Origin of the sequence: Bacillus sp. PK3_68 (assembly GCF_003600835.1) — a bacterium.
GTDB lineage: Bacteria > Bacillota > Bacilli > Bacillales > Domibacillaceae > Pseudobacillus.
Map to the genome: position 1 here is coordinate 2,958,996 of NZ_NQYC01000001.1, position 22,165 is coordinate 2,981,160.

At 41.5% G+C, this 22,165-nt stretch carries 19 protein-coding genes and 3 pseudogenes; 14 read left to right on the plus strand and 8 right to left on the minus strand.

Translation table 11 applies throughout. The annotated features are described in order from the left end of the window. Positions 1-38: 38 nt before the first annotated feature. From CJ483_RS15055 to CJ483_RS15075, 5 genes and pseudogenes are all read left to right on the plus strand, one after another. A pseudogene (locus tag CJ483_RS15055) lies at positions 39-932 on the plus strand (adenine deaminase C-terminal domain-containing protein); the annotation flags it as partial. A gap of 34 nt (positions 933-966) precedes the next feature. After that, the gene (locus CJ483_RS15060) at positions 967-1,209 is read left to right on the plus strand and encodes a ferredoxin (protein ID WP_120035985.1); all 243 of its coding nucleotides are present in this window, start codon (positions 967-969) and stop codon (positions 1,207-1,209) included. Between the two features lie 219 nt (positions 1,210-1,428). After that, the gene (locus CJ483_RS15065) at positions 1,429-2,439 is read left to right on the plus strand and encodes an ABC transporter substrate-binding protein (RefSeq protein WP_120035986.1); all 1,011 of its coding nucleotides are present in this window, start codon (positions 1,429-1,431) and stop codon (positions 2,437-2,439) included. Between the two features lie 269 nt (positions 2,440-2,708). Next, positions 2,709-3,392, plus strand: coding sequence for a serine/threonine-protein kinase (locus tag CJ483_RS15070; protein ID WP_120035987.1), 684 nt, complete (start codon positions 2,709-2,711; stop codon positions 3,390-3,392). Positions 3,393-3,502: 110 nt separating this feature from the next. Continuing rightward, a pseudogene (locus CJ483_RS15075) lies at positions 3,503-3,742 on the plus strand (antibiotic biosynthesis monooxygenase family protein); the annotation flags it as partial. 146 nt (positions 3,743-3,888) lie between these two features. Here CJ483_RS15075 and CJ483_RS15080 read toward each other — a convergent pair. The 4 genes and pseudogenes from CJ483_RS15080 to CJ483_RS15095 form a co-directional block, all read right to left on the minus strand. After that, positions 3,889-4,380, minus strand: coding sequence for a hypothetical protein (locus CJ483_RS15080; protein WP_120035988.1), 492 nt, complete (start codon positions 4,378-4,380; stop codon positions 3,889-3,891). A 70-nt stretch (positions 4,381-4,450) separates the two neighbouring features. Continuing rightward, complete coding sequence (locus CJ483_RS15085; protein WP_120035989.1) at positions 4,451-4,792, minus strand: hypothetical protein; 342 nt, start codon at positions 4,790-4,792, stop codon at positions 4,451-4,453. A 2-nt stretch (positions 4,793-4,794) separates the two neighbouring features. Then, positions 4,795-5,463: an AAA-type ATPase lid domain-containing protein gene (locus CJ483_RS15090; RefSeq protein ID WP_481747745.1), complete on the minus strand. Its 669-nt coding sequence runs from the start codon at positions 5,461-5,463 to the stop codon at positions 4,795-4,797. Continuing rightward, positions 5,461-6,347, minus strand: a pseudogene (locus tag CJ483_RS15095) (sigma 54-interacting transcriptional regulator); the annotation flags it as partial. The gene CJ483_RS15090 and the pseudogene CJ483_RS15095, both read right to left, overlap by 3 nt. 175 nt (positions 6,348-6,522) lie before the next feature. On the opposite strand from CJ483_RS15095, the gene CJ483_RS15100 reads away from it, so the two are divergent. The 7 genes from CJ483_RS15100 (at position 6,523) to CJ483_RS15130 (ending at position 13,823) form a co-directional block, all read left to right on the plus strand. Beyond that, positions 6,523-6,705 (plus strand): hypothetical protein, encoded by a 183-nt coding sequence (locus CJ483_RS15100; protein WP_120035992.1) that lies wholly within the window; start codon positions 6,523-6,525, stop codon positions 6,703-6,705. A 74-nt stretch (positions 6,706-6,779) separates the two neighbouring features. Further along, positions 6,780-8,219, plus strand: coding sequence for a purine-cytosine permease family protein (locus CJ483_RS15105; protein ID WP_120035993.1), 1,440 nt, complete (start codon positions 6,780-6,782; stop codon positions 8,217-8,219). Positions 8,220-8,416: 197 nt separating this feature from the next. Then, positions 8,417-9,766: a glutamyl-tRNA reductase gene (hemA, locus tag CJ483_RS15110; protein ID WP_120035994.1), complete on the plus strand. Its 1,350-nt coding sequence runs from the start codon at positions 8,417-8,419 to the stop codon at positions 9,764-9,766. Positions 9,767-9,814: 48 nt separating this feature from the next. Continuing rightward, positions 9,815-10,774 carry a heme-dependent oxidative N-demethylase family protein gene (locus tag CJ483_RS15115; RefSeq protein ID WP_120035995.1) on the plus strand — a complete coding sequence of 320 codons (960 nt, stop codon included), beginning with the start codon at positions 9,815-9,817 and terminating at the stop codon, positions 10,772-10,774. Between the two features lie 30 nt (positions 10,775-10,804). After that, complete coding sequence (locus CJ483_RS15120) at positions 10,805-11,299, plus strand: hypothetical protein (protein ID WP_120035996.1); 495 nt, start codon at positions 10,805-10,807, stop codon at positions 11,297-11,299. 43 nt (positions 11,300-11,342) lie between these two features. After that, positions 11,343-12,308 (plus strand): PDR/VanB family oxidoreductase, encoded by a 966-nt coding sequence (locus CJ483_RS15125; RefSeq protein ID WP_259455673.1) that lies wholly within the window; start codon positions 11,343-11,345, stop codon positions 12,306-12,308. Positions 12,309-12,350: 42 nt separating this feature from the next. Beyond that, positions 12,351-13,823 carry an aldehyde dehydrogenase family protein gene (locus tag CJ483_RS15130; RefSeq protein ID WP_120038070.1) on the plus strand — a complete coding sequence of 491 codons (1,473 nt, stop codon included), beginning with the start codon at positions 12,351-12,353 and terminating at the stop codon, positions 13,821-13,823. Positions 13,824-13,896: 73 nt separating this feature from the next. Here CJ483_RS15130 and CJ483_RS15135 read toward each other — a convergent pair whose 3' ends face one another. Then, positions 13,897-14,763, minus strand: a complete 867-nt coding sequence (locus CJ483_RS15135) for a TetR/AcrR family transcriptional regulator (RefSeq protein ID WP_120035997.1) — start codon at positions 14,761-14,763, stop codon at positions 13,897-13,899. Between the two features lie 238 nt (positions 14,764-15,001). On the opposite strand from CJ483_RS15135, the gene CJ483_RS15140 reads away from it, so the two are divergent. Continuing rightward, the gene (locus CJ483_RS15140; protein ID WP_120035998.1) at positions 15,002-18,100 is read left to right on the plus strand and encodes an efflux RND transporter permease subunit; all 3,099 of its coding nucleotides are present in this window, start codon (positions 15,002-15,004) and stop codon (positions 18,098-18,100) included. A gap of 81 nt (positions 18,101-18,181) precedes the next feature. Here CJ483_RS15140 and CJ483_RS15145 read toward each other — a convergent pair whose 3' ends face one another. From CJ483_RS15145 to CJ483_RS15155, 3 genes are read right to left on the minus strand one after another with little or no spacing between them, the layout of a single operon-like run. Continuing rightward, entirely contained in the window at positions 18,182-19,060 is an 879-nt protein-coding gene (locus CJ483_RS15145; protein WP_182917068.1) for a GNAT family N-acetyltransferase, read from the minus strand. A 31-nt stretch (positions 19,061-19,091) separates the two neighbouring features. Next, entirely contained in the window at positions 19,092-20,285 is a 1,194-nt protein-coding gene (locus tag CJ483_RS15150; RefSeq protein ID WP_481747746.1) for a chromate transporter, read from the minus strand. 28 nt (positions 20,286-20,313) lie between these two features. Then, a complete protein-coding gene (locus tag CJ483_RS15155; RefSeq protein WP_120036001.1) occupies positions 20,314-20,622 on the minus strand; it encodes a PadR family transcriptional regulator in 309 nt (102 codons plus the stop codon). Between the two features lie 397 nt (positions 20,623-21,019). On the opposite strand from CJ483_RS15155, the gene CJ483_RS15160 reads away from it, so the two are divergent. Continuing rightward, positions 21,020-22,048, plus strand: a complete 1,029-nt coding sequence (locus CJ483_RS15160; protein ID WP_120036002.1) for an STAS domain-containing protein — start codon at positions 21,020-21,022, stop codon at positions 22,046-22,048. Positions 22,049-22,165 lie beyond the last annotated feature (117 nt).

Sequence of the window (22,165 nt, forward strand, 5' to 3'; positions counted from 1 at the left end):
TTATTACGAGGGCAAAGCTGCCAGTGCAGTTTTGCCTTCTTTTTATTCCACCTATGAAGGCTATTCAGATGGTTACCATCAATGCGGCCACCTATTTACGCCTTGATGAGTGCATTGGCGGGATCGCTCCCGGAAGAAAAGCGGATATTCTTCTTCTCCCGGATCTGGTTGATTTCCGTCCGGATGTAGTCATTGCCCGTGGGGAAGTAGTAGCTGAACACGGAGAATTACAAGTGGAGATGCCAGAAATCGATTGGAATGAGTATGCAGTCAGAGAACCATTCGCCTTCTCCAAAGAAAGACTGGAGAACACAAATTTATACAGGTACCCGCATATGTTTCCGAGTGAGCCTGTGCCCGTTGTGTATTTCCGCAGCAACGTGATTACACAGAGAAAAGATACAGAATTGCCTTCTGTCAGCGGCTGTGCAGACTTATCTAATCATGATGGACTTGTGCAAGCTGTGTTAATGGATAGAGACGGCGAGTGGGTATCCAAAGCAGTTCTTGAGCGATTTGCGGTCGATTTGGATGGTTTGGCGTCCACTTACAATACAACAACTGAGCTGCTTGTCATTGGAAGAAATCATGAATCAATGGCAAAGGCAGCAGCCAGGGTGCATGAAATAGGAGGTGGAATAGTCATCGTTGATAGCGACGAGGTGGTGTTGGAAATTCCGCTGACATTTACAGGGATGATGACAACGGACTTTTCATTTGATACGGCAGTAGGCTATCATAATCAGTTATTGGCGGCCATGCAGGAGCGCGGATTTCCTTTCCACGATATTTTATACACTTTGCTGTTTTTAACATGCGATTTTCTTCCGGGTCTCCGGTTAGTTCCTCATGGGCTGTATGAGGTGAAAACGGACAACATTCTGCTGCCATCTGTTTCTTTCCCTGCTTTCAACTGTGAGATAAGAACCTAAAGCCTTTAGGTTATGACAAGAGGAGGGCGATTAAATGGCAAAGTATACAATGGTTGACCAAGATACTTGCATTGCCTGTGGGGCATGCGGAGCGTCTGCGCCGGATGTGTTTGATTATAACGAGGAAGGAGTTGCCTATGTAGTTTTAGATGATAACGAAGGCGTAGCGGAAATTCCTGAAGAGCTGGTTGATGACGCAGAAGAGGCGTTTGAAGGCTGTCCTACAGAATCTATCAAGATGGCAGAAAAGCCTTTCTATAGCAAGATTCCTTCATAAGTCAGTATGAGAAAGATAGGTATTCTCCTCATCTATTCAGATGAGGATTTTTTATTGGAATGATTACCATCATCCTGTTCGTTTCACAGGGGCTTATCGGATGAATTCCAATAGTTACTTTAAATTAATTATTGTCTCCACCCTTAAAGGCATGGTACTATCGAAATAGACAAAATATTTAAAAAATAAAATTGTTTGGACAGCCTAGGAGGAGAACAAATGAAAAAGTGGCTAATGGTAGTACTGCTCGGCTTGCTGCTCGTATTGACGGCCTGTAATTCGGGTGACAAGGAAAGCGGCGGCAGCTCTGAAAATGGGGACGAGCCAAAGAAGAAAGAAGCAAAAGTAGGAATTACACAGCTCGTTGAGCATCCGTCTTTAGATGGGGCAAGGGAAGGATTTATCGAAGCTTTAAAAGATGCTGGTTATGAAGAAGGGAAAAATTTAACGCTTGATTATCAGAACGCCCAAGCAGATGTAAACAATAACATGACCATTGCGCAAAAGCTTGTTAATGATGGAAATGACCTCATCTTAGCTATTTCTACACCGAGCGCGCAGGCAGCTTTACAATCAACGAAAGATATTCCTATTCTTTTTACAGCAATTACAGATCCTGTAAGTGCCAAGCTTGTTAAAAGTATGGAAGAACCCGGAGGCAATGTAACAGGCACATCTGATACACACCCGGAGGCCATTAAAAATACAATTGCTTCTATTAAAGACTTTTTCCCTGATGCGAAAAAAGTAGGCGTGATTTATAATTCGGGGGAACCGAATTCCGTTGTTAATGTGGATAAAGCAAAAGAAGCGATGAAAGAAAACGGATTGGAGCCGGTAGAAGTAACAGTTTCCGCCAGTTCAGAAGTAAAACAAGCAGCTGAAACGCTTGTTGGACGAGCGGATGTCCTTTATATCCCAAAAGACAATACGGTCGTTTCTGCCTTAGAATCAGTCATTACAGTAGCAAATGCCAAGAAGATCCCAGCATTTGTCGGAGAAAGTGATTCAGTCAAACGGGGCGGATTTGCTTCTTACGGATTTGAATACCATGATCTTGGCTACTCAACAGGAAAAATGGCTGTTGAAATCCTTGAAGGCAAAAAGCCAAGTGAAATTCCAGTAGGTGTTCCTGAGAACCTGGAGCTAGTTGTTAACAAGAAAACAGCTGATATTCTCGGTGTGAAATTAACAGAGGAACAACAAAAGAAAGCTAAATTAGTAGAATAAAAGATGAGAGTCCCCTGTAATCGTTCATTAGTTGCAGGGGATTTTTATCTGACAAAGAAATTTGGCTGTTATAGTTCATTAGAGTAATTTTTAGAGAACTTTTTCTTTTGTTGTACGTATGAGTAAGTAGCCGAAAAAAAGGCAAAGATGATTAAAAATAACATGATTGTATGATAACAGAAAAGAGTTGCTGCATATACTTACAAGAATAGGGAAGAAAATAATCGTTGTTAGATAGCAATAGCGTGAAAGGGTGAAGAGAATATCCTGTGAAAGAATTTCATTGGAAAGATGCCATTCCATTAATTGAAGAAATTGAGGTACAAGCAGGTGAAGGGAATGTACCCGTAAAGGTCAGGAGTGTCCCCGATAAATTGCGATGTATCGGGGAAGGAACTGACGCCGCCGTGTTTGTTCACTCCCTTAATCCGAAATATGCTTTTAAAGTGTATGCTAAGGGAAAAGAGCACAAGAAGGAGAATGAAGTACGTGCCTATGAGAAGCTTGCCGGACTGCCATATTTCCCTGTTTTTTATGGTTCAGGAAGCCGATTTATTGTGATTAGTTTTGAACCAGGAATTCACCTATATGATTGTCTCGTAACAGGAACATATATTTCTCCCGAAGTGATTGGACAAGTTGACCAGGCAATAAGTGAGGCGAGGAAAGCAGGGTTAAACCCACGAGATATTCACTTGAAAAATATTATCTTGCAGGAAAATAGAGTAAAGCTGATCGATGTCTCAGAATACGTCAAACCGGGAAATGATCAACGATGGGAGCATTTAAAAGAAGCCTATAGGCTTTATTATCCTATCATTGCTTCCAGACAAATATCCCCTAAGTTTTTAGAATTTGTGAAGGGGCAATATGAAAAGCAAAAATATAGCAACTTTTCTCTAAGAAGATTTGGCCGGCTGTTCACTGTTTTGCTGGAAAAGGAAAAGAGCTGACAGCTTCAACGTTTTAATTTTCTTTTTGAGAAAAATAGAGATGAAATATCAGGAATGAAAATCATTATCAATTAAAACAGGGAGAAATATTTTAATTGGAAACGATTCATGTGTTTGTTCAAATGAGAACGATTAAAACAATTGAGGGCCATTCCAAGCAAGTGGTAGAACGATTCAGCTGTGAAGGCATCGTCGAAAAGCAGCCTGGATTTGTAGATCGCACAGTCATGGTAAAGAAAGTGAGACGTGGCGAAGAGGAAGTCATAGTAATGATTTGTTGGCAGTCTGAAGACGATTGGAAGCAGTGAGAAAAGAGCGATGCTCATATTGCCGGTCACAAGGCCAATCTATGAAAGCCAAAGCCTGACTATATAAGGCGCATTGTATTATGTAGAAACGGTTATTCAAGCAGCAGAACAAGCTTCCAAATAAAAATAAAGCCTAGTCCAATACTCGTTATGTGATTGGACAGGCTTTGTTTTTATAGGAAAGTGTCTTAAGAAGAGGATGATACCTTTTCTTTAAAAGTGTTGATTTTTTCTACAGTTTCCTTAATTAAAGGTTTCATTTTTTCAGCATCGGGTTTGTCCTTTTTCGTTTCATCAATCAGCGGATATAAGCTGTCCTCAATGTTTTTGTAATCGTCTGGATAGTTCTCTTCCACTTGTTCTTCAATATCATCCCATTTTTCTTCTACCTTTTTGCCAGTAGTTTGTAGCTGTTCAGCATTTTGTGGCACGGTATCGACGTTGCCCTGCAGCTCTTTTAGAGAAATGGATACTTCTTCAAGACCGCTCGGCAGATCAGCAGGTTTTTCTTCTTCCTTTTCCTTTGCCTCTTCTTCTTCTTCTTTCGTCGTTACCTGCTCTTTAGGCTCATCTGTGTTTGTTGAAGCAGGCTCAGCTGCCTCTTCCTTTTTGGATCCACAACCAGCTGCTATTAATAGCATAATTGTCATAACGGCTAATAAGTAAATGAATTTTCTCATTTCACTCCTCCTTTGCCAATATCATTCCCAGCTGCCATTTTCTTTAAACTCGGAGAAATGCATTCATCAATCATATTGAAATATTTAATAAATCGCCCATTTTTTTTAACATTGAATCAATATAGGCTTTACTATAGTCATATCCGATAAGCGCCACCACTCTTCCAGTCTCATCTGTAATAGGGGCGAAGCTAGTTTTCCATTTTCCATAGCGGTCTTCATATACTGATGTGACAGTCGCTTCTCCATTCATTGCTGAAGTTGCCACTTCCATGATTTCACTTGGACCTTCATAAATTTCACCCGGCTGGATAACGAACCCTTCATCAGCCACAAGCGTAAGCATCCTCTTATCATCTAAAAATTCGAAAATGTATACCCATTGAATGGTTCCCTCTTGCTCTTGAATCATGGTCAGTTTTTTTTGCAGCTTTTGATAAGCCGGATTGGAGGGGATACATTCGTTTTTAATTGAACAATTTCTTCCGGCTGAATAATAGCTGCTGTGACAATAGCAATGGAACGCAGCCGCTTATCCAATTGTTCTTCAAGAATCCTTCTTTTATTGGAGGGAGAAAGGTTGGCATGGTGAATTTTTTCTCGTATTTTTTTGTATTTTCTACTCATTGTCGGCTGGCTGATGTCCAGTACCCTAGCAGCCAGCTTTACTGATTTATATTGATCCATGGCCATTGTAATAAGCTGTTCTTCCACAAAATCTATCGCTTCCTGTAAAGGCATAAGCTGCTCAAAAACAGGAGGTGCCTTAACGATTTCTTTTTTCCAAGGGATAAGATGATGAATGGCAGGGGCATCTACTTCTGTTTTTCTGCTTGTGACAACAATACGTTCGATCATATTTTCAAGCTGCCGTACATTGCCAGGCCATGGGTAGATAGACAGCAGGTCAACGGCATCGGGAAGGATATTAATTTGCTTCCGGTACATCTGATTATACTTTTGAGTGAAATAATAAATAAAATGAGGAATTTCCTCGATTCTCTCTCTTAGTGAAGGGATATGAATGGGAACAACATTCAAACGGTAATAAAGGTCCTCTCGGAATTTGCCGTCCTCTACCATTTGCTCCAGCGACTTGTTTGTAGCTGCAATCACTTGAATATCAATTTTTTTCGGTTGAGATCCCCGAGCGGAGTGATCTCTCTTTCTTGAAGGGCCCGCAATAATTTCACTTGCAGCCCAAGCGGCATTTCAGCAATTTCGTCGAGAAAGAGAACGCCTTTATCAGCGATTTCGAATTTTCCGCGTGCGCCGCTCTTTTTTGCCCCGCTAAAAGCACCTTCTTCGTATCCAAATAATTCACTTTCTAGTAGGTTTTCAGGGATTGCGCCACAATTAACTGCCACGAATGGTTCATTTTTCCGAGACCCCATTTCATGAATCGCTTTCGCAATCACTTCCTTGCCTACCCCTGATTCACCTAACAATAGAACAGTGGAGGATACCACGGATACCATTTCAGCTGTATGAAGGACATCGATCATCTTCGGGCTGTGAGCGACAAGTGGAGAAGCAAGTTTTGCTGCAGCCATGTTATTTAAATCTGTTTCACTGGCTTCTTTTAGTCGATCCTCATTAAGATCTCTGAGCGCCCATATGAGTAATTCACTTTTATCGGCAGTCGATACCGGAATAATAGTCATCAGTATTTTCTTGCCATTCCAGGATGTCTGCAGGGTAGAAGTCTTTTCTTTCTTTAATAGGTCTTTCATTGAGGGCTCTTCAAGAAATATTCTCTTTTCGAGCTCTAACAGGCTGGAGCCGACCATCTGATGAGGGGAGGCTTCCCACAATCCATTAATGCTGCCGGCCCTTTCTAAAATAATACCGTTTATATCGGTGATAAGAATTTCATTATAAATGGATAGAAGCATGGTTTTTAACGCATGTATCGTTTGGTGAAGCGTGTCTGCTGAAGGGGAGGATACAAACTGGTTACTCTTCATTTCATGCACATCCTTATAAAAATGATAATTGACTAGAGAAATGACATTTCAAAATTGAATTAATATTTCGAAAATGAATCTGACTATTGTTTTTAAATGGCTATTTTACTGCAATTTTCGCTTGGTACAATACTTGCAATTAGTTAAACATCGATCATAAGAAGGAGTGAATTATTTGAACAAGAAAAGTTTTATCCAAGAAAATATGAATTCCCAGAATCCATTTATCAAAAATTTATACACAGATCTTCACAGCCGGATTAATGACTTTGAAGAAGCAAACACTCGAATTGAAAAAATGAAGCTGATGGATGCAGGCGGTTCATTTGTTATTGTTGGCGCGATCGTTCTTTTTTAATAAGTGTCATTGTTTGAATGCAAGTTTTATTTTTTACTATACAACTAAAATGAAAAACTGTCAGGAGGTAAATTATGAGTAACGAGAAATCAGCTATCTCCAAAGATGTCGCTTTTGGCTTTCTTCCCGCTCAGAAAAATGACCGGGTGTTCGGTCTCTGGGATCTGGTATTGATCCAGGTTGGCATCGGTGTTTCGTGTTTTTGTTTGCTTGTTGGCGGTTATACAGGCATGATCGTCAGCGCAAAAGAAGCCATGGCGACCATTTTATTCGGAAATGCCTTGCCGGTTTTGCTGATTGTACCCATCACTATTCTTTTTGCCCGCTACGGGGTGGATACTTTTATTGGTTTCCGTAGCTCGCTTGGTTATTTGGGGTCCAATATTTTTTATTTTGTTTTTATGGTATTAACAATCGGTTATATGTCAGTCGCTCTTTTCATGGCCGGCCAGGCAGTTGTAGAAATTGCTAGCCTGTTTCATCTTCCTGAGTTTTTTACAACAAGAACAACAGGGGCGCCGCTCTTTGCTATTCTATTGTTTGCTGTTGCGTTTTTCGTTACATTTAAAGGTCCGCTCGTTATCCGTAAATTTAATTTAATTGGTGTGCCAGCCATTTTATTAGTGATGTTCGGATTAATCTCTATTTTACTAGTAGGACAGGGTCTCGATAAAATTTTTGCATTAAATCCTGCTGAACCATATGAAGAGCATTCTCGTTCGTTCGCAACTGCTCTTGAATTAAATATTGGATTGGGTTTTTCCTGGCTTCCTTACCTCGGCCAATACAGCCGGCTGGCAAAAACTGAAAAGGCTGCCTACAAAGCAGGCTTTTTAAGCTACGGTGTTCTCGTAAACGTAGCTGCCATTTTGGGAGCGCTTACGGCGCTGGTTGTAGCTTCTCTTGATCCAACAGATTGGATGTTTGCAATCGGCGGCACATGGATTGGATTAATTGGGCTTGTCCTGCTTACACTCGGTAATTTAACGGCGGTTATTTTTTTAATGTACTCCCAGGCGATCAGCTTCAAAACCGTTCTGCCCAAGAAATCGTGGTCCTTTGCTATGGCAACGGCTATCCCGACTGTTTTGTTGCTGCTCAGTTCCAGCTTCTATGACGCGTTTAATTCTTTCATTACAATTATTTCTTATATTATGGCTGTATTTGGCGGAATCGTGATTTCAGACTTTTTCTTTGTTAAAAAACAGCAAGTATCCATTCGTGACCTGTACGATACAAACGGCAACTATTTTTATTGGCGCGGAGTGAATCCCTCTGCTATTACAAGTTTTATTGCCGGCACGGCTGCCTACTGGCTGCTGTATAACCCGCTTCTTGACGCAGCAAGTGGATGGTTTCACTATATCACAGCTGGCATTCCTGCTTACTTTGCCGCAGGTATCTGTTATTATATTTCGGCTAAATACATCTTTGCTTATGAAGTAGATCGCAAGGCGAGTAAATTTACACCAGCTACTGTAAAAGAGGCTCTTCCATATAAAGACAGTATGTAACAAGCTGATTTCATATATGAATATTTATTTTATAAATGAATGTGAAAAAGGAAAGCAAGGCGTGGAAGTAGCTATTAAACTCTTTTTGTAAGTTGGCATGATTTTTGCTTTCTGAATAATGAGAATAGTTTTGTGAATATTTCTCGCCTTCGTAGCTAAAGTTTTCAACGGCTTCTTATGAGAAAGGGAGGGATGAAGTGTCTATTTTGGTCGTAGGGTTAAATCATGACAATGCGCCGCTGTCTATTAGGGAATCGCTTGCTTTTGAACGGGAGGAAAGAAAGCAGCTTATTCTTAAATTGAAAAATATTTTTGGTATCCACGAATGTGTGATTCTGACGACATGCAATCGAGTGGAAATCTATGCTTTAACAGAAAAAGAATTTCTACAGGTAGGAGAAAACATTCTTAAAAAAAGTCTGTGCGAAAAAGCAGGCGCAGATTCATACCTTGTAGCCGGAGCTCTTTATGTTAAACGGGAGCATGAAGCTGTTCGTCATTTATTTCGCGTGGTTTGTGGCCTTGATTCTATGATCATTGGTGAAACACAAATACTGGGGCAAGTAAAGCAAGCGTTTTTTGAAAGCATGGAAACAGGCGGAACAGGGCCAGTATTTAACCGCTTGTTTAAACAGGCTATAACAATGGCAAAAAAGGCTCATACAGAAACAGCCATTAGTGAGCAGCCTGTATCAGTCGGCTATGCTGCCGTTCAGTTATTGCAGCAGCAATGCGGCAGCCTGGCAGAAAAGAAGGTGGCCGTTCTTGGAGCAGGAGCAATGGGTCAGCTTGCCATTAAGCACTTAATAGCAGCCGGCTGCACGGATTTATTTCTCGTAAACCGTACGTTCAAGAAGGCTATCGCAGTGGCGGAACAGTTCTCCGGAACTGCTTGCCAATTTGATCAGCGGTTAGCTGTCATAAAGGAGATAGATATTCTTGTTTGCGCAGCAGAGACAGACCATTTTCTAATAGAGTATGAAGAAATGGCTAACATCATCCGAACAAGAAAGAAACGCCCACTGCATATTGTCGATCTTGGGGTGCCGAGAAACGTTGACCTTTCTGTATCATCTATTGCAAATGTTTACTTGTTTGATGTTGACCATTTAAATGGCATTGTTCAATTCAATGTTCAGCAGCGGAGAGACGTAGCCCGGAAGATCACTGACATGATTGCAAAGGACGTAGCTAGCTTCTATTCCTGGATTCATTTGCTGGAAGTGAATCCAGTGATCAGCGAGCTTAAGAAGAAGTCGGTGCAGATTCAGGAAGAAGCCTTCCGTCAGATTGAAAATAAACTGCCGAGTCTTTCAGAGAGGGAAAAGCGAGTCATCTACAAGTATGCAAAAATGATTGCCAGCCAGATGACTCATCAGCCTGTTATCAAAATGAAAGAAATACTAGCAGAGACAAGCGGCAGCAAAAGGGAAGAATACTTACAGTTATTTACCCGATTATTCACATCAGAGAAATCGGAAGAAGAACCGAGGAATCCTTTCGGAGATGGAGCGTTAAAAGAACTATTCCAAGAAACAGGCAGCTGATAGAAATTTTTTATTAATTATCTTTTTATATTGAAGGAGGACTTCCCTATGTTTAAATCTACTAATCTCGATCAATTTCCTTTTCCGTTTACAAGTGGAAACTACCGTTATTCCAATGACTTAAAGAAGCTGGAGAATATAAATTGTGTTGAAATTACGCCGGAGTACAAAATACAAGTCTTGAAGAAACGGGAACTGCTAGAAGAACAGCCGGAAGTGCGCTTTCAATCCTTCCCTCATACGTTAGAAATGCAATGGGAAGTAGCTGAAATGCTGATCGATATGGCCGTTACTAGATACCCGGAATACTTCAAAGTTGAAAAAGATGGCGATAAGTGGACATTCCAAAATCTAATTTTTGGAGAAACCGAAACCTTCATTTTTGGAGATGAAACGAGCATCCCATATGAGCCTCTTGACTTTATCGGCCGTCATTTTCATACAGACTTCGTGTTAATGGTGCATAGGGATGACAACTTTTATTTAGAAGTTGCTCAAGAATCGTACGCCGCTTTATTTTCCCCTCATTGGAACAAGGGAATGTCGTTTGATGAAATTCATGGCCCTGTTCCTTTCGTTTCAAGGACGGGAGTCGATCTTGTAGCAAGAGTAAGAGAATTTTTACTTCGCATTGAACCGGGTACGCCATGGACAAGAATCAACTGGAATTTGATGGCTGACCGCTGGGACGTAAACTATGAAACGATGGACATTTGGGGACCAGAAAGATTAAAGGTAAACGCGGAAAATGCAGGAAAACTTGTCCATCTTCGTGTAGAAGAGCAGAAGTTTTACCGCATGCCGCGCAGCAATGCCATTTTGTTTGTATTAAATACACAGTTTCTTCCATTAGAGGATCTTGCGAAAAGACCAGAATGGCTCGATTTAACGTACAGCGTTCTGCAAGATATTCCAGAGCCGATGGCTGAATACAAAGGAATGGCGCCTTTCCTGGCTCCTTCAGTCGAGTATTTAAAGAACTTAGTGGAAAGCATCAAAGTAAATTAAGAAAGTTTATCTGGAGGATGGTGAAAAAGTATGTATAACAGTCCTGTGTTTTTTGATCGTTCAGAAGCAATTGTTGAAAAGTTTTCTATACAGCCTGAAAGAAGAAAGTATCTCATCGTTTTTGATCAGAAAGCCGATCACGAGCTCAAACATTTTTTGAACTATATTGAGCAGGAAGTAGACTATGAAACGTTTGAAATGGCAGAAGAAAGAGACAGAGAAGAGATTCAGGAAGTGCTGCTTAATCAAAAGATGGGGACACAGCTTTATATTGCGACTGATTGGGACAACGCAGAAGCGGTCTTCACGGCAGCGATAGAAGCGGGATTTACGGAGGAAGAAATTCAGGTAGTCGTTTACGGACCGAAAAGGCGATATGTCTACTGTATGAAATGTTATAGCTTGAGTGAAATTGATGAAGCTCCAGAAGTCCAATGTTCTCATTGTGATGCCCACATGGAAGTGGGACCGTTCTTTTCGAAAGTACGTAAAGGCTATATTGGTTATCCATTTATCCCGAACTAATCAAGATAGATGAAAACTTTATACAACGATAGGAGTGATTCATATGAGAGTAGCAGGAAATATCAAGATGTACGTCGGGAAAATCGAGAAGGTAACAGAGACCGTTAAACGTTTCTACCTGCACCCGGAGGATCAAAAGCCATTGCCTGCATTTACAGGCGGTGCGCATGTTACCACCTTTATAAAAGCAGGGGAGAATGTAATTGAAAGAAATTATTCACTCGTCAGTCATCCGACAGACCGCTCGCATTATTCCATTTCTATTCGCCGCGATGACAATTCGAGAGGAGGATCTGTCTACTGGCATGATCGTGTGAAAGAAGGAGACTGTCTGGAAGTAAGCTTTCCAAAAAATCATTTTCCGCTCAGCTTTCAGGCGAAGCACCACGTTTTTTATGCTGCTGGTATCGGCATTACTCCATTTTTAACGATGATGGCCGATCTTGAAGCGGAAGGAAAAAGCTTTGAATTGCATTATGCCGCCAGAACAAAAGAGCTTTGTGCTTTTTATGATTACTTAAATGAAAAGTATCCGGGAAAATGCACCTTTTATTTTTCCAGGGGAGAGCAGCCTGCAAAAATGTCTCCAGAAACGATGAAAGATCACCGAATTGGTTCACATGTGTATTTCTGCGGACCGGTTTCAATGGTAACAGAATACAGGAAGGCAGCAAAGTCATACGGTTATCCAGAAAAATCCGTTCACTTTGAATTGTTTGCAGCAGCAGCCGATGGACCAAATCATCCATTCGTTGTTGAACTTTCCAACAGCAACAAGCTTCTGGAGATTGAGGCGGATCAATCTCTTTTAGAGGCCCTTTTGAGCGCAGGAGTGGATGCCCCGTATTCTTGTAAAGTTGGCGGATGTGGAAGCTGTGAAGTAGAAGTGGTAAATGGGGAAGTGGATCATCGCGACCTGTTTTATAAAGAGGAAGAAAGAAAAGAGAGAAACACAATCTTAACTTGCTGTTCAAGAGCGAAAGAAGGAAAGCTCGTTCTAAATCTATAGAAGTGATCATGGGAGGAAAATAAAATGACTGTGACAACACAAGTGTTAGAATTGAAAAATTATATTAACGGGGAATGGAGAACAGCAAGTAACCCGGATACGAATGAAGTGTTTAACCCAGCAAATGGAGAGCTGATTGCCAGAGCTCCACGGGCAACGAAAGAAGAAACAGAAGAAGCGATTCAAGTAGCAAAACAAGCATTCGAAAGCGGAGTATGGTCTGATTTGAGTGCACAGGAACGAGCAAAGTTTCTTTTCAAGATCGCGGATAAAATTGAAGAAATGTATGATGAGCTTGTTGAGCTGGAAGTAAGAGATAACGGTAAAACAAAGGGAGAGGCTGAGTTCGATGTTGCCGATGCGGCTACATGTTTCCGCTATTATGCTGGTCTTATTACAACGCCGGACGGTGAAACTTATCATGTACCGGAGCCAGTGCAGGCAATGGTTGTACGTGAGCCGGTGGGAGTGGCTGGTCTGATTGTTCCATGGAATTTCCCATTATTAATGAGTGTTTGGAAAATTGCCCCGGCACTTGCGGCAGGGAATACGATCGTTTTCAAGCCGGCAGAAGTAACACCATGCACAGCCATGAAGCTGTTTGAAATCCTTGAAGAAGTGGGTATTCCTAAAGGCGTCGCTAATATGGTGATGGGCAAAGGATCTATTGTTGGCCAGACGATCGCTGAAAGCAAGGATGTAGATGTCGTTTCTTTTACAGGAAGTACAGAGGTAGGCCGCCGCATCATGCAGGCTGCTTCAGGCAACTTAAAGAAAATCTCGCTTGAGCTCGGCGGAAAATCTCCTAACATTATTTTCGCTGATGCTGATTTTGAAACAGCGGTCGATTATGCGTTGTTTGGAATTTTCTTTGGAGCCGGCCAAGTTTGTTCTGCCGGAAGCCGCATTCTCGTGGAAGAGAGCGTTCACGATCAATTTGTTGAGAGATTTATCAAGCGGGCAAAAAGAATTAAAGTAGGGCCTGGTCTTGAAGAAGGATCAGAAATGGGAGCTATCGTTTCGGAGGAGCAAATGGAAAGCATTTTGAAGTATATTGAGATTGGCAAACAGGAAGGAGCGACGCTAGCTTTAGGCGGAAAGCGCCTGACTGAAAATGGCCTTGATAAAGGTTACTTTATTGAACCTACTGTTTTCACAAATGTCACTTCGAATATGCGCGTTGTCCAAGAGGAAATTTTCGGGCCAGTCGTCGTGATCCAAAAGTTCAAAGATGAGGCCGAAGCGATTCAATTGGCCAATGACTCTGATTTTGGTCTTGCAGGCGGCGTATTTTCACAAGACGGGGCAAAAGCATTACGGGTGATTAAAAAGGTTCGCTCTGGTATTACTTGGATTAACGCTTATCACCCAACCTATGTAGAAGCGCCTTGGGGAGGCTACAAGCAAAGCGGGATTGGCCGCAGTCTCGGAAAGTACGGACTTGAGGATTTCCAGGAAATTAAGCAAATTAATATTAACCTGGCTGTTGAGCCAGTAGGCTGGTTTTCAAATTAATAGAAGATAGTAGAAAGGAGCTGCTTCAGAGGCCGGTCAGTAACCGGTTGTCTGGCAGCTCCTTTTCGAATGTTTACAATTTGAAGTTATATAATGCTGCGATTTCCTGACGGTACTTATCAAATGTCTTGATGCCTTGAAAGTTTGAAAGCATTCCCTGGATCACGGGAATTCGCGGGTTCACTTTAGCTGCTTCTGCTGCCAGTACTTCCAATGACACATCCAAGCCGTTTTTATCATCCATGTTCTCTAATTCTTTCTTCATTGCTTGCAAGATCGTGTGAAGGGTACCGTTGCTTGGCAAAAAGATCGCTTTTGTTTTATTCAGCAAATCAGTGACTGTTTGTTCGGAAAGGAGAGGAAGATCAGTAGAAAGCCCCTCTGCCAAGCTATCCATTCTTCTCATAATGTACTCAGCAATTTCCTGAAAGTTAAAGCTGTCTGCATCCACTAATATGACCTTTATATAAGAGTGGAAAATCCCGTCCAGCATCGTAGATAAGTCCCAAACAAACGGTTCGAGCTTTTCGCCATAAATAGAAAGCAAGCCCTCCCGATAAAACATTTGAGATTCCATATGCATGCGGAAAAGCAGTTCTTTCACGGTATCATTTAAAGGGATCGCCTGTTCACGAGCCTGCATAATGATAAATTCTTTATGCTCGCTTAATGCTCCGATTAATTCTTTTAATTGATATACAAATTTTTCTCGCGGCGACAAGGCTTGATCTTCATATAGAGAGAGCCTTTTTTCAATAATATTAAAGTAATATTGAAGGGTGGAATAGAGCAAATCATCCTTGGATTTAAAATATAAATAAAAAGCTCCTTTTGATATGCCGGCTTCATCAGCAATTTCCTGAATGGACGTTGCGGCGAATCCTTTTGCAGCGAAGAGCTTAATAGCAGTCTCGATAACTAATTTTTCTTTCTCCTTCAACGGGCTCCCTCTTTCACTGTTATTTCAGGCTGTTCTTATGAAAAGCAGACTTTATCTACACTCAATAGTAGTTATAGTTATTATGCTTATTTTCACGGTTTTGTAAAACTTTTTTCAACTTTTATAAAAAAAAGTAAAAGCAATTGACTTGTGACTGACTGGTCAGTTACATTTAAACAGTCAAATTATATAGTAAAGAAAAGTCCGAAGTCAATAAGAAAAAATAAGGAGAAAAAGCATGCAAAAAATCATTCAGTTTTCCTTGAAAAATAAGTTTGCTGTCTGGCTAATGACCATTATTGTGGCAGTTGCAGGGTTATATGCCGGAATGAACATGAAGCTAGAGACGATACCGGATATTAACACACCGCTCGTTTCTGTTACCACCATCTATCCTGGCGCTACGCCAGAACAGGTAGCTGAAAAAATATCAGAACCTATCGAAAAGAGAGTACAAAATATGGATGGGGTTACAAATGTAAGCTCATCATCTTTCCAAAATGCTTCTTCTATACAGATCGAGTATGATTTCGATAAAGATATGGAAAAAGCACAAGCTGAAGTACAGGAAGAACTGAGTAAGATAGAACTTCCTGAGGGTGTGGATGATCCCGATGTATCCCGTCTGAGTATTAATGCATTTCCAATTATGTCGCTAAGCCTTTCCAACAGTAAGCAGTCATTGGCCGAGCTGACAAAAACAATGGAAGATACAATTTTGCCAGAAATTGAGGGGATCGAGGGAGTATCAGCTGTTCAAGTTTCAGGTAGTCAAGTGTATGAAGTAGACATCAAGTTTGATAATGAAAAGATGAAGAAATACGGACTTGATGAGGAAACTGTTAAAAACCTGATTAAAGGCTCTAGCGTGACTATGCCGCTCGGTCTTTATACGTTTAAAGATGCGGAGAAATCCGTTGTAGTGGATGGAGAAATTGCCAGTCTGAAAGATTTAAAAGCAATGAAAATACCAGCAATGCCAGCTGGAGCTGGCGGCGGACAGCCACAAGGTGCAGCTGCAGCCAACCCGGCACCGGGAGCAGCAATCCCAACAGTGGAACTTCAGGACATTGCCGATGTGAAGTTAAATGGCAAAGCAGATTCAATATCTAAGACAAATGGTGAAACATCCATCGGTATGCAAATTGTTAAGGCTGCTGATGCGAATACAGTGGATGTAGTAAATGCAGTAAAAGATAAGTTGGATGACCTGGAGAAAGAAATAGATGGCTTACAGGCGACGCCGATTTTCGACCAAGGAAAACCAATCGAACAATCCGTAGAAACGATGTTAAGCAAAGCCATATTTGGAGCCTTCTTTGCTGTTATTATTATTTTGCTGTTCCTGCGTAATTTCCGTACGACAGTGATCTCAGTCGTTTCGATTCCTTTATCCTTGCTGATTGCCATTTTGCTGTTGAAGCAAATGGATATCACGCTGAATATGATGACACTTGGTGCCATGACCGTAGCGATCGGCCGGGTTATTGATGATTCTATTGTTGTCATTGAGAACATTTTCCGCCGCATGTCTCTGAAAGACGAAAAATTGCGCGGCAAGGAACTCATTGTGGCTGCTACGAAGCAAATGTTCATTCCTATTGCTTCTTCGACGATTGTTACGATTGCTGTTTTCTTGCCACTCGGTCTTGTGAAAGGGCCAGTCGGAGAAATGTTCCTGCCATTTGCTTTAACCATTGTTTTTGCTTTGCTTGCTTCTTTATTGATTGCCATTACGATCGTGCCAATGATGGCCCATTCTTTGTTCAAGAAGGAATTAGAAGGTGGCGCCAATCATAAAGAAGAAAAGCCGGGAAGATTGGCTGCCTTTTATAAAAAGGTGCTTAACTGGTCTCTAAATCATAAGATTATTACATCAGCTGTAGCGGTCCTGCTGTTAATCGGCAGTCTGGCGCTAGTACCGGTCATCGGTGTTAGCTTTCTTCCGTCCGAGGAAGAAAAAATGGTGATAGCAACGTATAAACCAGAACCTGGACAGACGCTTGCAGATGTAGAAAAGATCGCCGGAAAGGCAGAAGGTATGCTGCAAGATCGCGATGGGGTGAAAACGTACCAATTTTCTGTTGGTGGGGAAAATCCGATGAACCCGGGAGATTCTAATTCAGCGATGTTCTTCATTGAATATGATCCCGATACAAAAGGGTTTGATAAAGAAAAAGAAGCGGTTATCGATGATCTTCAAGAATTGACATCTAAAGGGGAATGGGCGAGCCAAGACTTCTCGGGAATGGGCTCAAGCAATGCTATGACTCTCCTTGTCTATGGTGAGGAAGCAAAAGATATTGAGCCAGTTGTTACAAAGCTAGAGAAGGTTCTTCAGGAGAATAAATCGTTAACAAATGTCAAAACAAGCTTATCTGATACGTATGATGAATACACGCTCGCTATGGATCAGGAAAAGCTGAGTCAGCTTGGTCTAACGGCCGCACAAATTGGCATGGAGCTCTCAGGTGCAGGACAGAATCAAGTATTGACTACCATTAAAGAAAATGGAAAAGAAGTCAATGTATATGTTGAATCAGAAAAAGAAGATTATAAAACAATTAATGATTTAACCAAGAAGACTGTTCAGTCACCACTTGGCATGGAAGTGCCGATCAAGGAAATCGCAAAAGTAAAAGAAGGCAGCACTTCTGATACGATTACCCGTCGCAATGGCCGCATTTATGCACAGGTAAGCGGGGAGATCACTTCCAAGGATGTAGCTAAAGTGTCAGCTGATGTCCAAAAAGAAGTGGATAAAATTAAATTGCCTTCCAATGTTGAGATTTCAATGGGCGGAGTAACAGAAGATATCGCTGATTCATTTAAGCAGCTCGGTCTAGCCATGCTTGCCGCTATAGCGATTGTCTATTTAATTCTTGTTATCACATTTGGTGGAGGGCTTGCTCCATTCGCCATCCTATTCTCCTTGCCATTCACAATTATTGGCGGTCTTGTCGGTCTGTTGATCGCTGGCGAAACATTGAGTGTCTCAGCTATGATTGGTGCCTTAATGTTGATTGGCATCGTCGTAACAAATGCGATTGTACTTATTGACCGTGTGATTCACAAAGAGCAGGAAGGCTTATCTACACGAGAAGCGTTATTGGAGGCTGGCGGCACACGGCTGCGTCCAATTCTCATGACAGCCATTGCAACAATTGGTGCTCTCGCTCCGCTTGCGGTTGGACTCGAAGGAAGCGGACTGATTTCTAAAGGACTTGGTGTTACTGTTATCGGCGGATTAACAAGCTCTACGCTGTTAACTCTGCTCATTGTACCGATTGTATATGAAAGCTTGATGAAGATTAAGAATCGGAAAAAGAAGATCTAAACAACAAAAAAGCCCGCAATTGGGCTTTTTTGTTGTTCGGAAAAGATTCTTTGCTGCTAATAAGAAATTATTAAGAAGATACTATGCCTGGGAAGTGATTGGATGCTGAAAAACTGCTGGGAGTGAAAAGCTATCTTTGGTACGAACAAACAGCTGATCTTTTGTCGTGTAGGCCTGTTTGCGCAGTTTGCTGTCTTCTAGATCAGGAGTGAAATAAAAAGAAATCTCGGTTGTATTTTCACCTGCTAGCTTGCTTATAATTTCTTCTATATTAAATGCTTTTTTGCTGATCAAGTCATAAATTTTTAATTGCTGTCCTTGCTTTTCAAAAATGGCTATCATGTCTTTCTCCGGCAAGTAATAAATATGTTCCGGAAAGATGTTCATGCAATGAAACATGAACAGGTCTTCTGCTTGTACCGTTCCAAAAACTTGCGAGACCGGCACGCGTTCTGCTGCAAATTGATAAATGAAGTTCAAGTCTTCAGAGTTTGTCCCATCGAGTTGCTTCATAGAAACGGGATTCTGTCCCGTTGGGAACCATTCCATGGAAAACTGGTAATCAGTTGTTCGGATAAATCCAAATTTCGGATAATAATCCAATACCGTTTTATTTGCAAACAAATAGATAAAGTCACATTGTTCCTCGTATTCTTGCAAAACCCGGTTCATCAATTTAGCTGAAAGACCGTTATTTCGGTGATCAGGATGAGTCATGACAGTGCCGATTTGAATGGCACTTTTTTTCTTTCCTTCAATGATTGTATCCAGTACATTAACAGACACATTAGCAATAATTTGATTGCCTAAAGCATAGGAAAATGGAATATAACGATGGCCCCAGTAGCCTTTTTCATACCAGCTTTTTAATTCAAGGCCGAACACGGAGTGCGCAAGCTTAAAGAAGCTGTTTCTCCATCCTTCATTTTCTTTGTAATCTTTTGCAAATTGAATATCCATTCGCGACATCTCCTCTTTTTGTCAATGTATGTTAAACATGAACAAAGGGTAAGATCAAGCCTCCAATAGAACCAGCCAGCACCACAATCCATGGGGGCAGCTTCCAATAAGCTAGCATGCTAAAGAGAATAGCTGCCAAAGCAAAATCACTAGGTTTTAAAATAGCGCTTGTCCAAATAGGATCATAAAGAGCGGCAGTTAGAATACCGACAACAGCAGCATTCACTCCCATAAGAGCGCCCTGGACGTGTTGGTTGCGGCGCAGGGAATCCCAAAAAGGCAAAGACCCCAAAATAAGCAGAAAGGCCGGCAGGAAAATAGCAAATGTCGCGAGCAGACCGCCTTTCCAGCCGCTGATCACAGTCCCAATATAGGCAGAAAAAGTAAACAGTGGACCGGGAACTGCTTGGGTTGCTCCATATCCGGTTAGAAATTGGGCCTCGCTTAGCCACCCGCCGGGAACGAATTCTCTCTCAAGTAAAGGCAGAACAACGTGCCCTCCACCAAATACTAACGAGCCGGCCCGATAAAAGCTGTCCATCATAGCGAGCCAATTCCATGGGAGAGCTTCCCGCAACAGGGGCAAAGCGATTAACAAACCTAAAAAAAGGCTAAGGCAAATGGCTCCGAACCTGCGGGATAGAGGAAAGGACAACGGTGTCAGTTGATCACAGGAGCTTGATTGTTTATACAGTAGGTAACCTGCTAGCGCACTGATTAAAATAAGGAGGACTTGTGCAAAAGCTGTCTGCCAAAGCAGAGTGACGGTTAAAGAGAACAATGAGATAGTCTTTCTATACAAATCAGGTGTCAGTTTTGCGGCCATTCCAGCAACAGCATGGGCAACTACTGCTACAGCAACTAATTTTAAGCCATGAACCCAGCCGGCATTTTTAATCTCCGAATTCTGAAGAACAAGAGCGAAGAGTATCAATGCAAGGACAGAAGGGAGGGTAAAGCCGATAAAAGCCACGATGCCTCCTGGTATACCTGCACGTATGACGCCAATGCCGATGCCAACTTGGCTACTTGCTGGGCCAGGAAGAAATTGGCACAATGCTACCAAATCGGCGTAATCTTTTTCATTGAGCCACTTTCTGCGTCGTACATATTCCTCATGGAAATAGCCTAAATGGGCAATGGGCCCACCAAATGAAGTGAATCCCAGCCGCAGAGAGACAAGCAAGATGTTTAGCAGTCCGGGTTCATTGGATTTTTCGTTAATTATAGTCAATTAATCTAACTCCTTTATGCTAGTCTCCAATTTCTTTAAACAGTTCATATGCCTTTTTTCGCGCTTCCTTTAAAGTGGTTAATCCCTTTGCAGATGTTGTATAATACTTACGGATTTTCCCTTCAACGAGCCGGTCTTCCCGGGTTAGAAGGCCGTCACGTTCCATGGAGTGAAGGATGGGATAGAGGGTACCCGGGCTGATTGTGTAGCCATGTTCCCGTAATTCCTCTACCATCCAGGCACCAAAAACCGGGTGTTCCTTCGCATGATGTAAAATGTGAATGTGAATAAAACCTAAAAATAATTTTCTTAGTATTTTTTCCTCCACTTAAGGGTACCTCCTTTTGCCGCTTGCTAATTACGAAAAGCGATATCGAAAGTTATAATTGATTGTAATGTCTTCCTTCGAATAAATCTATGACATGCCAAGATTTTTACAAAATATTTACAAACCTGAAAGGCGAGAAAGCAGTAGAGAGGATGAAATCAAGCCTGCTTTCTTGTGTAGAATAGTCAGAGAGGAAGGAGCTAGGACCCGGTATCTTGAAGGAAATCAAATTCCTTGTTTTGACCTAATTTATAAGATATAACGGTAGGGAAGTAACAATAATTTCCGTACACCTTCAAGAGAGTTTTACAGGTATAATGGATAGTATGATTACTGGCAAAAAGAAAGCTGACAGCAGTTTTATTTATAAATAAAAGGTTGGAAGGAGACTTCGTGAATGACACGGGATCGTGTAACAAAGACACAAATCAATGTGGACGGTATTGATTTTAAATGGGATGTTGAAAATGGAGTTTTCGATTACAGCGGTGGCGATGCTGTTCTTTTCTGGATTACGAGCGCCATGAAAGTATTTTTTGATACAATTGAAGAGGTGTCCGGAGAGGAAGCTGCACAAGTTGTACTTGAAGCGACTGGTTTTCGCCAAGGGCTTGTTGTCAGCGAATACTTTAAAAAGATGCAATTAACGATCGAGCAAGTAGCAGAGGTTCTTCCTATTACATATGCTTCGGCTGGATGGGGAAAGTTGACTGTCGATCGCCTTTGTGAAGCGGAGAAGTTGGCTAATCTGCAAATTAAAAATAGCTGGGAATACAGAATCAATATAGAGCAAGGGAAAACGGAACCTGGGTGCTTTATTCCTGGTCATTTTTCTGGCCTCTTATCTGGTTTATTTGATACAAATATGACTTATCGTGTGATAAAAAGTGAAATCAAAGACGATGAGACATGTGAATTTGAATTTTTCCCTGCACAGCACTCTATGGATCAAAATATTCACACGTTAGCGAGAAGAAAAGAAGCGGAAGAGATTCAAAAGCTAGAGGCTGTAGTTGAAGAGAGAACGAGAGAGCTAAATGAATTAGTGAAGGAGATTTCTTCGCCGATTATTCCAGTGCTAGAAGACATTGTTGTTGTGCCGTTGCTTGGAAAATATGATGAAGCGCGTTCGCAGGAATTAATCGAAAAAACATTAACAAATCTTCCAAAGCATAAGGCACAGTACCTGGTTCTTGATTTGACAGGTTTGGAAAAAGATGTAAGCGGAATAACGGTAGATTTTATTGGGAAATTGAGCGCAGGGGCCTCACTCATCGGTACAGAGACCATTCTTGTCGGTATATCACCTGAGATCAGTATGGCTATCGCTTCGTCTAACTCCCATTTGTCTTCCTTTAATTGTTTCCGCAGTTTGCAGCATGGTATTTTATTCGCTTTATCGCAGCAAGGCAGACAGATTATTTAATTGAGAAAATTTGTTAGCTTTAAGAGAAGAAAGATTCTCTTAAAGCTTTTTTTTAGTTAAATAGGCCTTAGAACTTTGAAATAATCAAGCCAAAACAGTAAAAACTCCCCATGGTTT

Bases quoted from the DNA above. Each gene is read 5' to 3' on its own strand.
- CJ483_RS15090 (WP_481747745.1), bottom strand. From the start codon at position 5,463: ATGGTAGAGGACGGCAAATTCCGAGAGGACCTTTATTACCGTTTGAAT.
- CJ483_RS15080 (WP_120035988.1), bottom strand. From the start codon at position 4,380: ATGAGAAAATTCATTTACTTATTAGCCGTTATGACAATTATGCTATTA.
- CJ483_RS15160 (WP_120036002.1), top strand. From the start codon at position 21,020: ATGACACGGGATCGTGTAACAAAGACACAAATCAATGTGGACGGTATT.
- CJ483_RS15060 (WP_120035985.1), top strand. From the start codon at position 967: ATGGCAAAGTATACAATGGTTGACCAAGATACTTGCATTGCCTGTGGG.
- CJ483_RS15065 (WP_120035986.1), top strand. From the start codon at position 1,429: ATGAAAAAGTGGCTAATGGTAGTACTGCTCGGCTTGCTGCTCGTATTG.
- CJ483_RS15115 (WP_120035995.1), top strand. From the start codon at position 9,815: ATGTTTAAATCTACTAATCTCGATCAATTTCCTTTTCCGTTTACAAGT.
- CJ483_RS15085 (WP_120035989.1), bottom strand. From the start codon at position 4,792: ATGATTCAAGAGCAAGAGGGAACCATTCAATGGGTATACATTTTCGAA.
- CJ483_RS15145 (WP_182917068.1), bottom strand. From the start codon at position 19,060: ATGGATATTCAATTTGCAAAAGATTACAAAGAAAATGAAGGATGGAGA.
- CJ483_RS15105 (WP_120035993.1), top strand. From the start codon at position 6,780: ATGAGTAACGAGAAATCAGCTATCTCCAAAGATGTCGCTTTTGGCTTT.
- CJ483_RS15125 (WP_259455673.1), top strand. From the start codon at position 11,343: ATGAGAGTAGCAGGAAATATCAAGATGTACGTCGGGAAAATCGAGAAG.
- CJ483_RS15120 (WP_120035996.1), top strand. From the start codon at position 10,805: ATGTATAACAGTCCTGTGTTTTTTGATCGTTCAGAAGCAATTGTTGAA.
- CJ483_RS15140 (WP_120035998.1), top strand. From the start codon at position 15,002: ATGCAAAAAATCATTCAGTTTTCCTTGAAAAATAAGTTTGCTGTCTGG.